Source organism: Halolamina sp. CBA1230, from assembly GCF_002025255.2.
Taxonomy (GTDB): domain Archaea; phylum Halobacteriota; class Halobacteria; order Halobacteriales; family Haloferacaceae; genus Halolamina.
On the sequence record NZ_CP054587.1, the window covers coordinates 1,520,304 to 1,534,073 of the forward strand.

Below are 13,770 nucleotides of genomic sequence, written 5' to 3' on the forward strand. Positions count from 1 at the left end.
CGCGGTTAGGCGTTTCGGCGGACGGCTCAGTCCTCCGCCGCCGTGGGCTCCCCAGCGCCGGACTCCGCCGCCGTGTCGTCGTCCGCCTCGTCCTCGACGACCCCCGCGCCGCCGGGTCCCTCGGCCTCGACGGCTGCGGGGTCCCGCACCCAGAGGTCGCCGAACAGGTCGTCCTGGTTCAGCCGTACGTCGCCACGGTTCGAGAGGAAGAGGAGGGCCAAATAGGTCATTACGGGCTTGCCGCCGGCGTCGCGCACCTCCGCGAACAGCACCTCGTCGCGGCCCCGGTCGTAGCGCTCGGTCAGCGCGTCGCCCACGTCGGCGATCACCTCGTCGATGTCCTCGGTGTGGGTGGTGCCGGTGACGTCGTCCTCGGTCGGCTCCTCGTCGCGCCGGAAGTCGTCGCCGGCGTGGTAGTCGAGCGTCTGCGGGCCACGCGAGTACCCCCGCGGGGAGTCGGTCGTGTCGTAGCTGCGGGACTCCTTCCACCAGCTCCCGCGCTCGGCGTCACGGAGCTCCCGGACCAGTTCGTCCAGCGTCTCGGGCGTCCCGCGGGTGGATTTGCGTTCCAGCCGGCGGTCCATCTCGGCCTCCAGCTGGTCGACCGGGTCGAACCCGCCGTCCTCGTCGGGCGGCGGCGCCTCCCCCGCCATCGCCATCTCCCAGGGCTCGGGTTCGGGCTCGTCGGGCTCGTCGTTACCCAGCATCGCGTCGGATTTCATCCGCAGCAGCACCGAGGCGTAGAACAGCGCCCGCCCCGACGCCCGGAGGTCCGCGGCGTCGAGTTCGTCGAGGAACGCGTCGGTGACGGCGACGATGTCGATGTCCCACGGGTCGATCTCGCCCTCCTCGGCGAGGTTGACGAGCACCTCGACTGGCTCGACTTCGCCGTCCTCCTCGTCGGCGTTCTCGTTCGGCGCCGCGTTGTCCCGCGGACGATCGCCGCTCACGAGGTCGTCGTCGACGCCCGGATCGCCGGGCTCGTGGCCCGCGATGTCGAGCGAGAACTCGTCGTCGCTCACGTTCGGACCCCCGCGTTATCAATCGTCATCGGTCGCCACCTCCGTCTCCGGCCGCTCGCCGTCCGCGAGGTCGATCCCCGTGACGGCGGAGATGTTGTTCTCCTGCATCGTGACGCCGATAGCGCGCTCCGAGCGATCGAGCAGCGCCGAACGGTGGCTGACGACGACGAACTGCGCGTCGCCCGCGAGGTCGTCGACCATCTCGCCGACGCGCTCGGCGTTGACCGCGTCGAGGAACGCGTCGATCTCGTCGAGCGCGTAGAACGGCGCGGGGTTGTGGCGCTGGATCGCGAAGATGAACGCGAGCGCCGTCAGTGACTTCTCCCCGCCGCTCATCGCGTCCAGTCGCTGGACGGGCTTGTCCGCGGGCTGGGCTTTCATCGTCAACCCCTCCTCGAACGGGTTCTCGGGGTCCTCGAGCACCAGTTCCCCGCTCCCGTCGGAGAGCCGGGAGAAGATGCGCTGGAACTGCTCGTCGATGGCCTCGAACGCGTCCATGAACGTCTGTTTCTTCCGCTGTTCGAACCCCTCGATGCGCTCCTCGATCCCGTCGCGCTCCTCGACCAGCACCTCGCGCTGCTCCGTGAGTTGGTCGAGATCTGACTCGACCTCGTCGTACTCGTCGATCGCGAGCATGTTCACCGGCTCCAGCTCCTCCATCGCCTCGCTCAGGCGCTCGATCTCGGCTTCGACCTCGTCGTGGGGCGGGATCTCGTCGGCGTCGTACTCGCCGACCTGGCTCTCGAGTTCGGAGATCTCCTCGCTCAGCGCGACCGCGCTGCGTTTCAGCGAGTCGAGCCGGTTCTCCACGCGGTCGACCTCGTCCTGCCGGTCGTTGCGCTCGCTGCGCGCTTCGCGCACGTCCTCCTTGAGCGCCTCGCGTTCCTCCTTGAGGTCGGCGAGCTGCTCCTCGAGCTCGGCGACTTTCTCGTGTTTCTCCTCGAGAACGTCCTCCTTCTCCTCGATCTCCGCCTCGAACTCCTCGATGTCGTCCTCGAGTTCGGCCTTGCGGTTCTGGGCCTCCTCGACGGTGTCGTGGAGCTCCTCGAGGGAGTTCTCGGCGTACTCCTTCTCGCGGCGCCGGTCGTCGAGTTCGGCGTCGAGGTCGTCGCTGCGGTCCTCCAACTCCGCGATCTCCTCGCGGATCTCCTCGGCCCGCGCGGAGAGTTCCGGGATCTTCGAGTCGGCCATCTCGGCCTCGATCTCCTCGATGGAGTCCTCGGCGGCCGCGATGCGCTCGTCGAGATCCGCGATCTCCTCGTCGAGTTCGGTCATCTCCGCGTCGACCTCCTCGCGCTCCTCACGGAGCTCGGCCAGCTCGTCCTCGAGGTCCTCGACGCGCTGCTCGGCCTCCTCGACGTCCTCCTCGGCGTCCTCGACGTCGGCCTCGATTTCGCGGACTTTCTCGGCCGCGGCGCTCTTGCGCTCGCGGGCGTCCGTGAGGTCGTCCTCCACCTCGTCGAGGTCGTCCTGGATCGACTGGCGCTCCTCCTCGTACTCGTGGATCTGCTCGGCCAGTCGCTCCAGCCGGCCGCCGCCGGACTTCGAGAACGAGTAGCGGGAGCCGCCGCCGGAGCCGCCGGTCATCGCGCCCGACTTCTCGACGAGGTCGCCGTCGAGCGTCACCATCCGGTAGTCGCCCATGAAGTGGCGGGCGGTCTCCATGTCCTCGACGACCAGCGTGGAGCCGAGGACGTACGAGAAGATCCCCGAGTACCGGTCGTCGTAGTCGACCAGTTCGCGGGCGAAGCCGACGACGCCGGGGTCGTTGGGCTCCCGCGGGAGGCTGCGGTCGTCCATCTCCGTCATCGGGAGGAACGTTGCCCGCCCCGCGTTCCGTGATTTCAGGTAGTCGATACAGTCGGAGCCGACGCCGTCGTCGTCGACGACGACGTTCGCGAGCCGGCCGCCCGCGGCGGTCTCACACGCCTCCGCGTACTCGCGTGGAACCGAGGCGAGTTCGCCCACGGGGCCGTGGACGCCGCTCATTCCGGCGTTCTTGATCGTCGTCACCGAGCGGGGCCACGAACTGTCGCCGTTGTCGTCGGCTTTGGCCTCCAGTTCGGCGTACTCGTTGCGGAGTTCGCGGAGCTCCTCGTCGATCTCGGAGATGTCGCCTTTGAGCTCCTGTTTGCGCCCCTTGAGCTCCTCCACTATCGACTCGGCGGTGGACTCGTTTTTCTTCGCTTTGTCCAGCTCCGAGTGGAGGTTCGACACGCGCGCCCGGAGGTCGGGCAGCGACTCCTGAACCTCCTGCAGTTCGTCCTCGCGGTCGCTGACGCGGTTGGAGCGCCGGCGGGCCTCGTCGAGCAGGCGGTCCTTCTCGCGCTGCTTCTCGTTTTTCTGCTCCCGCAGCGACTCGGCGGCCTCCTTCTCGCGTTCGAGTTCGGCTTTGAGCTCGTCGAACGCGGTGTCGACGTTCTCGATCTCCTCTTCGACCTCCTGGAGCTCGTTCTCCTTCGAGACGACGTCACTTTTGACGTTGGCTTTCTCGACTTTCAGGTCGCGGATCTCCTCTTCGAGCTCCTCGATCTCCTCCTCCTTCCGGTCGATGTCGACGAACGCGCCGCGGCGCTCGGCTTCGGCCTCCTCGATGCGCTCCTCGCTGGCCTCGATGCGATCCTCCAACCGGGCGATCTCGCCTTTGACCTCCTCGATCTCGCTTTTGACCCGGAGCTGTTCGTCCTCGCCGGTGCGCTCGATCTCGGAGTCGAGTTCGTCGAGCTCCGCCTCCAGCCGAGTCAGCTTCCCCTCGGCCTCGTCGAGTGCGGCCTGCTTCTCCGCGAGTTTCGCCTCCGCGTTGTCGATCTTCGCCTCGGTCCCTTCAAGGTCCTCACGCTTGTCCTCGAGTTCGGCCGCGCGGAGATACCCTTCGTACTCCTCGCGCTCGTCGCGCAGCTCCTGGTACTCGAGGGCAGTCTCGCGCTCGTCGGCCAACTGCTCCAGCCGTTCCTCCTTCTCCTCGATCCGGAGGTCGGCCTTGTTGATGCGGTCCTCGACGACCTCCAGTTCCTCACGGGCGGAGGCTTTCTTCTCGTCGAACTCCGCGACGCCCGCGATCTCGTCGATGATCCCCCGGCGCTGGTAGGCGGTCATGTTGATGATCTCGGTCACGTCGCCCTGCATCACGACGTTGTACCCCTCCGGAGTGATCCCGGCCTGTGCGAGCAGGTCCTGGATGTCCGAGAGGTTCGTCGAGCGGCCGTTGAGGTAGTAGTAGGAGTAGTAGTTGTCCTCGGTCTCCTTCACCCGGCGCTTGACCGTGATCGTCTCCACGTCGCCGATGTTCTCGCTGCCCGCGGCGGTCGTCACCTGCGAGCGGCTGAGCGTGTCGTCGGAGTTGTCCAGCACGACCGTCACCGACGCCTCACGCGGCCCGTCGGTCTCGCTCCCCTCGCCGCCAGGGTTGTAGATCAGGTCGGGCAGCTTCTCGGCGCGGATCCCCCGCGTACGAGCGAGCCCCAGCGCGAACAGCACCCCGTCGATGATGTTGGACTTCCCCGAGCCGTTGGGCCCGGTGATGACGGTGAAGTCCTCGTAGAACGGGATATGCGTCTCGCGCCCGAAGCTCTTGAAGTCGTCCAGAACGAGTTCCTGAATGTGCATGCGGCCTTACGCGACGATGATGTCGTCGCCGTCGTCGTCGTCCGACTCCTCCTCGGTGGCCTCGGCGGTCTCGGCCGCCTCGGCGTCGGCCTCCTCGTTGGCGACGAACTCGGCGTCGCGGCGTTCGTCGGTGCCGCGGGCCTCGGCCTGCTCCTCAGCGGTCGTTCGGCTCTCCGTCCCGGACTGTCCCCCCGCGTCGGCGGCGGCTTCGAGCGACTCGGTGGTCTCCTCGAGCTGCCGGACGCGCTCTTTGGTCTCGACGAGCTCCTCGGTCAGCCCGTCGACCGCTGCCTGTAGCTCCGCCACCTGCGACTCCAGATCGTCCCCTCGGTTGCTCATGGGCGGTTTACCGAGGCCACCTGTATAAAGCCACGGACGGGAAGCCGACGATCGATAAATCGGATGGCGGTATAGTGAACTGGTGGAAGCGTGTGAACGGTGACGGAGCCGGTGCTCGTTCCGATCCGAGACGCTCGGCAGCAAAAATCAACTCGGCACGTCGCCGCGCCTGACCGCAAACACGGCGCCACCGGCGACGATCGCAGCGACGGGGATCGCCAGGAGGTTCAGCGCGATGCTGACCCTCGTCACGAACCCGCTCAGAAGGTACACGCCGAGGAACGTCGCGGCGAAAACCGTGATGTCGCGCCACAGGTTGGAGGATGCCTGTTCGTTTTCCACGTTCCTCCAACGCACAGGCAGACAATATGCCTTCTGCCGGGAGACTGTCGATCGTCGAGCGAAAAGACCGGCGAGCGGAGCGATCTGCCCACGGTCACGAGCTCCGGCTCACCGGCCTCGGGGAGATCGTCGGGCGGTCGTTCTCGGTTCGCCGCCGCGCTGCCTCCCGAGTGGGTGCGAGAACGCCGAAAGCGGCTGTGGACCGGACGCCTACACCAACAGCACGGCCAGCGCCGCCACCAGCACCCCGAGCACGAGCAGTAGGCTGCGATCGATCCCTGCTTTCGTCTCCACCGACTCGCGGCCCGTCACGCGGGCGATGGCCGCGTCGGGGTCCTTCGCGACCGCGACCGACTCCTTCGCCAGCGCGACCGCGGCGTCGTCGACGCGGGCGTACAGTTCGGTGACGCCCACGACCAGGTAGCGCGCGCCGTAGAACGTCGCGGGGTTGTAGAGGTTGTCCACGTCGGGCACCCGGCCCAGCCCCGAGAGGGGTTTCTTCACGAGCGCGAAGCCGACCAGCCCCAGCACGGCCAGCGCGACCCCCTCGATCAGGTGGGGGACCGTGTACGTCGTGTAGGCGTGGGCAACCACGTCGCCGTCGGTCACGTCGAACGGGAGGATGCTGAACAGCGCGCTATCGAACAACCCGTAGAACACACACAGCGCGGCCACGAGCACCATCGCGACCGCCTGCCCGCGGTTGGCGTCCTGCACGTCGCCGTCGTACTCGCCGTGGAAGAAGGCGTAGTAGCCGAACTTGATGAACGACATGAACGTGCCGACGCCACCGATCAGCAGCAGCAGTTCGAGCGTGTAGAAGTCGCCGATCGCGAGCGGGCCCTTCTCGAAGGCGTAGTGGCTCGCGGAGATCACGATCCCCTTGCTCACGAACCCGTTGAAGCCGGGGAAGCCCGCGATCGACAGCGCCGCCACCGTGAACGCCCCCGCCGTTATCGGCATCTCCCGCGCGAGGCCGCCGAGTTTCTTCAGACTCTCCTCGCCGGTGCGGTAGATCACCACGCCGGCGGTCATGAACAGCAGCCCCTTGTAGAGGATGTGGTTGAACACGTGGGCAAACGCGCCGGACTGGGCCAGCGCGCCGCCGATCCCGACGCCGGCGACCATGTAGCCCACCTGCGACTGGATGTGGTAGGAGAGCAGCCGGCGCATGTCGTTCTGGAACAGCGCCATCGTCGCGCCGAAGACGGCCATCACGCCGCCCATGTACGCGACCGCGACGTTGCCGTCGTCGGGGAACACGCGGTACATCCCGTACACGCCGGTCTTCGTCGTGTACACACAGAGGAACACGCTCGCCGCGATGTGCGGGCGCGGGTACGTGTCGGGCAGCCACGCGTGCAGCCCTACGAAGCCGACGTTGACGCCGACGCCGAGTGCGGCGAGGATCGGCGCCACCGGGCCAGCCAGCCCCGCCGTCTCGGGCCCACCGGGGACGCTCGCGAAGAGGAACGTCCCCGTCTCCGCGAAGTGCCAGATCACCGCGCCGAGGAACAGCGTGCCGCCGATGCCGTGGAGCACGGCGTAGCGGAAGCCCGCGCGGACCGCCTTCCCGCCGTACTGCCACACCAGCAGCGTGCTGGTGACGGCCATCAGCTCCCAGAAGAAGATCAGCGTGAGCCAGTCGCCGCCGAAGACGGCGCCCAGGCTGCTCGCGACGTAGGAGAGCGCGAACGCGGTCTGAATGTTCTCGGCGTCGCTGTAGTAGGAGTACGCCACGCCGACCGCGCCGATGAACGCGAAGATCAGCCCCATCAGCGTCGAGAACGGGTCGACGTTGACGATCACCGTCTCGAAGCCGAACAGGTCGACGTCCGCGAAGTGGGCGCCGGAGTCGACGAGCCAGACGTACGGGACGACGGCGCCCGTCAGAACGCCCGCGACCGCGTGGCCGAGTTTCCGACCGAGGAACGGCAGCAGCAGTGCGGCGACGAGCACCGGGACGAACGGGGGGACGACCGGCTCCATCAGACGCTCACCCCCGTGACCGCGGCGACGATGTCGCGGACGATCGCGAGGAACACCGCCGCGTCGGGGACGATCCCGAGCACGACCGACCCCGTCGCCGCGAACAGGATGGGGGCGAGCATGAACCACGTGGACTCCCCGCCGAACCAGCCACGGGACTCCCAGTCGCCGCCGTGTCCGTGGCTGTGGTCGCCCTCGTGGTCGTCGGCGAAGCCGTGTTCATCATGCTCGCCGTTGCCGGCATCGTCGCCGGCAACGTGTTCCTCGTCGGTCTCCTCCTCGTCAGTGTGCCCGCCGTCGGTCGCGAGTTCGTCGTCGTCAGCGAATCGACCGCCGAGCACGTGCTCGAGCAGCGGTTTGTCGTCGCTGTCGCCTTTCGACTCGAAGAACGCGGCGTAGACGACCGGCCAGAAGTACGCGATGTTGAGCACGCCCGACACCAGCAGCGCGGCGGTGAACACGACCTGGCCGCCGGAGACGGTGCCGATCAGCAGGAAGTACTTGCTCACGAAACCGGCGATCAGGGGGATCCCCGCCATCCCCAGCGACGCCACGCCGAAGGCGGCCATCGTCAGCGGCATCCGTTCGCCGATCCCCGCCATGTCGCTGATGTCGTCGGTGTGGGTCTCGACGTGGATCGCGCCCGCACAGAAGAACAGGGTGAGCTTCATGAACGCGTGGGCGGGGATGTGGAGCAGCCCGCCGACGAGCGCGTACGCCGACGCTCGGCCGGGCGCGAGGGCGGCGCCGACCGCCAGCCCGAGCACGATGTAGGAGAGCTGGCTCACCGTCGAGAACGCCAGCCGGCGCTTGAGGTTGTCCTGCCGGAGCGCGATCACGCTCGCGACGGTCAGCGTGAACGCCGCGACCGCCGCCAGCGGCACGCCCATCCCGAGGTCCGCGACCGCTTCCGGCCCGAACACGTCGAGGATCACGCGAGCGATGCCGAACACGCCGGACTTCACGACCGCCACCGCGTGCAGCAGCCCCGACACCGGCGTCGGCGCGACCATCGCGTCGGGGAGCCAGGAGTGCAGCGGCATCAGCGCCGCCTTCACGCCGAAGCCGAGGATCAGCAGCCCGAACGCCGCGCGGGCCAGCGTCGGGTCGCTGCCCGCGAGCGCCTCGATCCCGCCGGGCGCGAACGCGGTCGTCCCGGCGAGCAGGTAGACGAGCACCGAGCCCGCGAGCACCGCGACGCCGCCGCCGAACGTGTAGGTGAGGTACTTCCGGCCGGCCGCGCGGGCCTCGTCGGTCTCGTCGTGGCTGACGAGGGGGTAGGTCGCGACCGTGAGCAGTTCGTAGAACACGAAGAGTACGAGCAGGTTCGCCGCGAACGCAACGCCGAGTGCGGCGGCGACGCTGCCCGCGAAGGCCGCGAAGTAGCGCGTCTGGTCGTGTTCGTCCAGCCCGCGCATGTAGCCGATGCTGTAGAAGCTCGTGATCACCCAGAGCAGGCTGGCGAGTAGACCGAACAGGACGCCCAGCGCGTCGGCCTGCACCGCGAACTCGACGCCGGGGACGAACGTACCGAACTGCGTGACGTACGTGTCGCCGGCGAGCACGCCCGGCACCATGCTGGCGACGATGCCGAGTGCCACGAGCGCCGACAACAGCGTCCACGCCTCACGGAGGTTCGGTCGCCCGCGCGAGGCGAGGATCGGGACGATCGCGACTGCCGGCACGAGCACCGCTGCGAGAGGTCTGAGTGTGTGTATCTCGGTCATGAGAGGAGTGCCTGAACCGTCGGTTCGAGGAGCTGTCCGTACTCGAAGGCGAGCATCCCGAGGGCGACCGCGGCCAGCGCCGCGATCACCACCGTGGCGGTCATGCCGATCGAAGGGCGCGCCACGTCGCCGCCGTCGGCTGCCGTCGGGGCGGCGCTCGTGTCTCCGCTGCTCTCCGAGGAGCGTGGCTCCTCGTGGAAGAACATCCGTTCGAGGATCCGCGCGAAGTACGCAAGCGTCAGCAGCGTACTCAGGAGGATCACCACGGCGAGGGGCCACGCCGACGCCTCGACGGCGCCAAGCGCGATGTACCACTTGCCGACGAAGCCGACCGCCGGCGGGACGCCGACCATCGACAGCGCGAGCAGGCCGAACACGCCCGCGCCGAGGGGGAACCGCTGGACCAGCCCCTCGTAGCCGTCGATCGTGCGGGCGCCCGTGGCGGTCGCGATCACGCCGGCGGTCAGGAACAGGCCGCCCTTCATGATCGCGTGGCCGACGAGGTGGATCGTCGCGCCGATCAGCGCCTGCTCGTTGGCGACGGCGATCCCCCCGACCACGAGCCCGAACTGCGAGACCGAGGAGTACGCGAGCATCTTCTTGATCTCGGTCTGTGACACCGCGAGCACGCTACCGAACACGATGCTGACCACCGCGCCGGCGACGAGCAGCGAGCGCGCCGCCGGGTTGGCCTGGAGGAACTCGACGGTGAACACCGTGTAGACGATCCGGATCAGCGCGTACGCCGCGACCGTCGACACCAACGCCGAGATCAGCGCGCTCACCGAGTCCGGCGAGCCGGCGTAGGCGTCGGGCTGCCAGGCGTGCAGCGGGAACACCGCGACCTTGACGAACAGGCCGACGACCATCAGCGCGAACGCCGCCTGCACCAGCGCCGCGTCGTAGCCGACCGTCGCGAGCTGGTCGGCGAGGTCGGCCATGTTGAGCGTCCCCGTGGCGATGAACGCGTAGCCGATCCCGAGCAGGAACAGGCTCGCACCGATCGTCCCCACGATCAGGTACTTCAGCGCGGCGCGGGCGGAGCGCCCGCCCTCGCCGCTGGCGACCAGCGCGTACGCCGCCAGCCCCGTGATCTCGAGGAACACGTACATGTTGAACACGTCGCCGGTGATGCTCATCCCCGTCAGCCCGGCGACGAGCAGGAGGTAGACGGCGTAGAACGCGTTGCTCCGCGGACCCGCCGCCCGCGAGTACGCGAGCACGCCGAGAGAGACCACCGCGACCAGCAGCGCGATCGTCGCCGAGAGCCCGTCGATGTACAGTTCGATGCCGAACGGCGCGTCGAACCCGCCGACGACGTAGCTGACCGTCGAGTCGAACGCCCGCGAGGCGAGCAGCGCGGCCCCGACGACCTGGACCGCGGTCGTCACCAGCGCGACGGGCCAGCCCGACTTCGACCGGGCGAGGCCGGCCAAGAAGGCCAGCACCGACCCCACGAGCGGCAGCGCCACCAGCAGCGCCGGGAGATCACTCATCGGCGGCCACCTCCCGGATCTCGCTCTCCCGGAGCGAGCCGTACTCGTCGTAGATCCGGACGATCAGCCCCAGCGCCACCGCGGTGAGGCTGACCCCGACGACGATGGCGGTCAGGATCAGCACGTGTGGCAGCGGGCTGACGTAGGGCGCCGGCGCCGACAGCAGCGGCGGGCTCGCGCCCGTGACGAACGCCGACGCGATGAAGAAGAGGAAGATCCCCGTCTGGAACACGTTCATGCCGATCACCTTCTTGATGAGGTTCTCGCTGCCGATCAGCACGTACGTCCCGATACCCATCAGCACGAAGGCGACGAGGAAATACCCCCGCGAGGCCAGCAGGTCGATCACGCCGACTCACCCTCCTCGACGCCGGCCGCGATGGCGAAGAACAGGCCGGTGACGATGCCGGCCACGATCACGCCGATCGCGAGCTCGACGAACTCGATCCCGTACTTGCTGGCCTTGGGGACCCCGATGTCGGCGTACACCGAGTAGTCGAGGAAGCCCGCGCCGAGCAGCACGCTCCCGATCCCGGTAAAGAGGAACGCAAGCATGCCGATCCCGACCAGCACGACCGGGATCCGGGGGCCGATCCACTCCCGGGTGGCCTCGATGCCGAACGCGATGCCCAGCATCAGCACGACGGTGCCGACGATCACGCCGCCCTGGAACCCGCCGCCGGAGGAGTCGGCGCCGTGGAACATCACGAACAGGCCGAACGTGAACACGAACGGCATCACCACCCGCACCGTCGCCATGATGATCGGGGTGCTGACGTAGGAGCCGCCGCGGGCGGTCGGCGCCTCGGTGTCGGGCGTCCCCGCCTCCTGCTGGCTCATCCGAACACCTCCCTGTTGAGCACCACGAGCAAGCCGACGCCCGCGGAGTACACCACCGCGGCCTCGCCCATCGTGTCGAACCCACGGTACGCCGCGAGCACGGCCGTCACGGCGTTGTTGACTTGCGTCTCCTCGTAGGCGTTGTCGAGGTAGTACTCGGTCACGTCGTCGTCAGCGACCGCCGAGTCGGCGTCGCCCACTGCGGGGAGGGCGAACAGCGTCGTCGACAGCACCAACACGAGCGCGACCGCCACCCCGGCTGCCCGGAGGTCGAGACGTTCGAACGTCCGTTCCACGTCGGGATGTTCGGTTTTCACGATCGTGAGCAGGAACAGCACGGTCATGATGCCGGCACCGACGGCGGCCTCCGTGAGCCCAACGTCGGGCGCCCGGAGGAACACCCAGATGATCGCGATGCCGAGGCTGTACGCGCCGAAGGCGACGACCGAACTCAGGACGCTGCGCAGCGCCGCCGTCGCGACCGCGGCGCCGATGACCAGCGCGAGCAGGGCGAGCTCCAGCGGCGTCACGGCTCCTCCCCCTCCTCGTCGCCGGTCCAGGGTTCGATTCCGAGTTCGTGCGCCGCCCGGGTGATGGCGTGGGCGGCAGTGGGGTTCGTGATGAACATAAAGAGCAGCAGCAGAACGACTTTCAGCGTGTTGAACCCGATCCCGTAGGTGACGGCGACTGCACCCAGCGCGAGCACGGCGCCCAGCGTCTCGCTCTTGGAGGTGCTGTGGGCCCGGGCGTACACGTCTGGCAGGCGGATCAGCCCGACGGCGGCGACGACCGCGAAGAAGGCGCCGCCGAGCACCAGCACGAGCACGGCGATCTCGCGGGGCGTCATAGCACCCCCCCGCGCTCGACCTGGAACTTCGAGATGGCGATGCTGAGCAGGAAGTTCAGCAGGGCGTACACGAGCGCGATGTCGAGCGCGCCGGGTTCGCCGATCGCGGCCGCGATCAGCGCGATCACGATCACGACGTTCGAGCCGATGAAGTTGATCGCGATCACGCGGTCGGGCATCGTCGGCCCGACGATCGCGCGGTAGATCCCCACCAGCGAGACGAGGATGAACACGGTGGCAGCGCCGAGCAGGACCTGCTCGATCATTCCTCGGCCTCCTCCTCCTGTCGGCGCTCGAACGGGCTCGGGATCCGGGCGGCCGCGCGGCCGTAGAACACGAACCGGACCGCACGTTCGAGCGTGCCCGCGAACAGCCCCTCGCGCGAACCCGCCGTGAGCGTGTGGATGATCAGGTGCTGGCGCTCCACGTCGACGGTCAGCGTCCCGGGGGTGAGCGTGATGCTGTTCGCCAGCGTCGTCACCGGCAGCGCCGACCAGACGGCGGCGTCGAACTCCACCATCTCGGGGTCGATCGGCAGGTCGGGGTGGAGCACGATGTACGCGATCTCGACGTTGGCCTTCACGATCTCCCAGAGCAGGAACGGGACGTACAGCGCGAACCGCGCCAGCCGGCCGGCGGTCCCCCTCGGGTCGACCGGCGAGGTGAGCGAGACGCGCCACAGCGAGACGGCGACGATGCCCGCGGCGATCGTGCCGGTCACGAGTTCGAAGGGGGCAGCCGACCCCGCGAGCAGCAGGTAGAACGCGAACGACGCCGCAAACAGCGCGAAGAACTGGGTCAGCGTCCCGCGGCGCACCAGCGTCCCCGACGCCTGTTCCGCGGAGACGGGCGCCTCCTGAACGGCGAGGCCGGCCTGCCGGACTTCGGCCTCCAGCGAGGGGAGCAGCGGCGTCGAGCCGATCGGGTCGTACCGCGGGTCGAACACCGCCAGCCCGAGATCGTGCTCGTTGGCGTAGCGCACGAGCACGTCGGCGTAGTCGTTGGGCGTCGAGAGGTACTCGTGGGTGGCCACGAGCGCGGTTTCGATCGTCAGCGCCGCCCCCTCGGCGTCCTCCTCGGCCCACGACGCCACGCGATCGAGCAGCGTCCGGGCGGCGTCGGCCCGCGACGACCCCGAGCGGAACGTGATCTTCTCCGGGAGCGGGTAGACGAAGTGGATCGCCGCCGTCGACCCCTCCTCGTCGGCCCGCTCCAGCGCTTCCTCGACGACGTAGGCGACCGTGTTCCGGAGGCTGGCCGACTCGTCGATCGGGACGAGCAGCCGTGACTCGGTCACGGCGACCACCCCACGGACGGACGGCCGGCCGGACGAACGGGATCGAATGGCATCAGTAGTCGCCCGTGGGTTTGCACAGGCGCTTTATAGGAGTTCTCACTCCGGCCGGTTGCGCCGTCCGTCGGATGACGGATCGTCGATCGACGGTGCGGATATCGACGGACCCGTGATCGAGACCGTTCGACAGTGGGAATCCGTTGGCAGCGTTGGTGACGGCAGCAGACGTAACTGCTCCCCGTCACGGAGCCCGAAGATACCCTTGTAA

At 68.4% G+C, this 13,770-nt stretch carries 13 protein-coding genes; all 13 read right to left on the reverse strand.

From position 1 onward, the window contains the following. Positions 1-26: 26 nt before the first annotated feature. Entirely contained in the window at positions 27-1,022 is a 996-nt protein-coding gene (locus tag B4589_RS07915; RefSeq protein ID WP_079233758.1) for a ScpA family protein, read from the reverse strand. A gap of 18 nt (positions 1,023-1,040) precedes the next feature. After that, entirely contained in the window at positions 1,041-4,628 is a 3,588-nt protein-coding gene (gene smc, locus B4589_RS07920) for a chromosome segregation protein SMC (RefSeq protein ID WP_079233759.1), read from the reverse strand. Between the two features lie 6 nt (positions 4,629-4,634). Next, on the reverse strand, positions 4,635-4,967 hold the full coding sequence (locus B4589_RS07925; protein WP_079233761.1) for a hypothetical protein: 333 nt from the start codon (positions 4,965-4,967) through the stop codon (positions 4,635-4,637). Positions 4,968-5,114: 147 nt separating this feature from the next. Beyond that, positions 5,115-5,309, reverse strand: a complete 195-nt coding sequence (locus tag B4589_RS07930; protein ID WP_079233762.1) for a hypothetical protein — start codon at positions 5,307-5,309, stop codon at positions 5,115-5,117. A 210-nt stretch (positions 5,310-5,519) separates the two neighbouring features. After that, the gene (locus B4589_RS07935; RefSeq protein ID WP_079233763.1) at positions 5,520-7,298 is read right to left on the reverse strand and encodes a Na(+)/H(+) antiporter subunit D; all 1,779 of its coding nucleotides are present in this window, start codon (positions 7,296-7,298) and stop codon (positions 5,520-5,522) included. Next, a complete protein-coding gene (locus B4589_RS07940; protein ID WP_079233764.1) occupies positions 7,298-9,025 on the reverse strand; it encodes a cation:proton antiporter in 1,728 nt (575 codons plus the stop codon). Before B4589_RS07940 ends, B4589_RS07935 begins: the two co-directional genes overlap by 1 nt. Next, positions 9,022-10,521: a monovalent cation/H+ antiporter subunit D family protein gene (locus B4589_RS07945; RefSeq protein ID WP_079233765.1), complete on the reverse strand. Its 1,500-nt coding sequence runs from the start codon at positions 10,519-10,521 to the stop codon at positions 9,022-9,024. Before B4589_RS07945 ends, B4589_RS07940 begins: the two co-directional genes overlap by 4 nt. Continuing rightward, complete coding sequence (locus tag B4589_RS07950) at positions 10,514-10,870, reverse strand: cation:proton antiporter subunit C (RefSeq protein ID WP_079233766.1); 357 nt, start codon at positions 10,868-10,870, stop codon at positions 10,514-10,516. Before B4589_RS07950 ends, B4589_RS07945 begins: the two co-directional genes overlap by 8 nt. Then, the gene (locus B4589_RS07955; RefSeq protein ID WP_079233767.1) at positions 10,867-11,361 is read right to left on the reverse strand and encodes an MnhB domain-containing protein; all 495 of its coding nucleotides are present in this window, start codon (positions 11,359-11,361) and stop codon (positions 10,867-10,869) included. Before B4589_RS07955 ends, B4589_RS07950 begins: the two co-directional genes overlap by 4 nt. Then, the gene (locus B4589_RS07960) at positions 11,358-11,891 is read right to left on the reverse strand and encodes a DUF4040 domain-containing protein (protein ID WP_079233768.1); all 534 of its coding nucleotides are present in this window, start codon (positions 11,889-11,891) and stop codon (positions 11,358-11,360) included. Before B4589_RS07960 ends, B4589_RS07955 begins: the two co-directional genes overlap by 4 nt. After that, a complete protein-coding gene (mnhG, locus tag B4589_RS07965) occupies positions 11,888-12,208 on the reverse strand; it encodes a monovalent cation/H(+) antiporter subunit G (RefSeq protein ID WP_079233769.1) in 321 nt (106 codons plus the stop codon). The genes B4589_RS07960 and mnhG overlap by 4 nt, the downstream gene beginning before the upstream one ends. Then, positions 12,205-12,474, reverse strand: coding sequence for a monovalent cation/H+ antiporter complex subunit F (locus tag B4589_RS07970; protein ID WP_079233770.1), 270 nt, complete (start codon positions 12,472-12,474; stop codon positions 12,205-12,207). The genes mnhG and B4589_RS07970 overlap by 4 nt, the downstream gene beginning before the upstream one ends. Next, positions 12,471-13,505 carry a monovalent cation/H+ antiporter subunit E gene (locus tag B4589_RS07975; protein WP_079235197.1) on the reverse strand — a complete coding sequence of 345 codons (1,035 nt, stop codon included), beginning with the start codon at positions 13,503-13,505 and terminating at the stop codon, positions 12,471-12,473. Before B4589_RS07975 ends, B4589_RS07970 begins: the two co-directional genes overlap by 4 nt. Positions 13,506-13,770 lie beyond the last annotated feature (265 nt).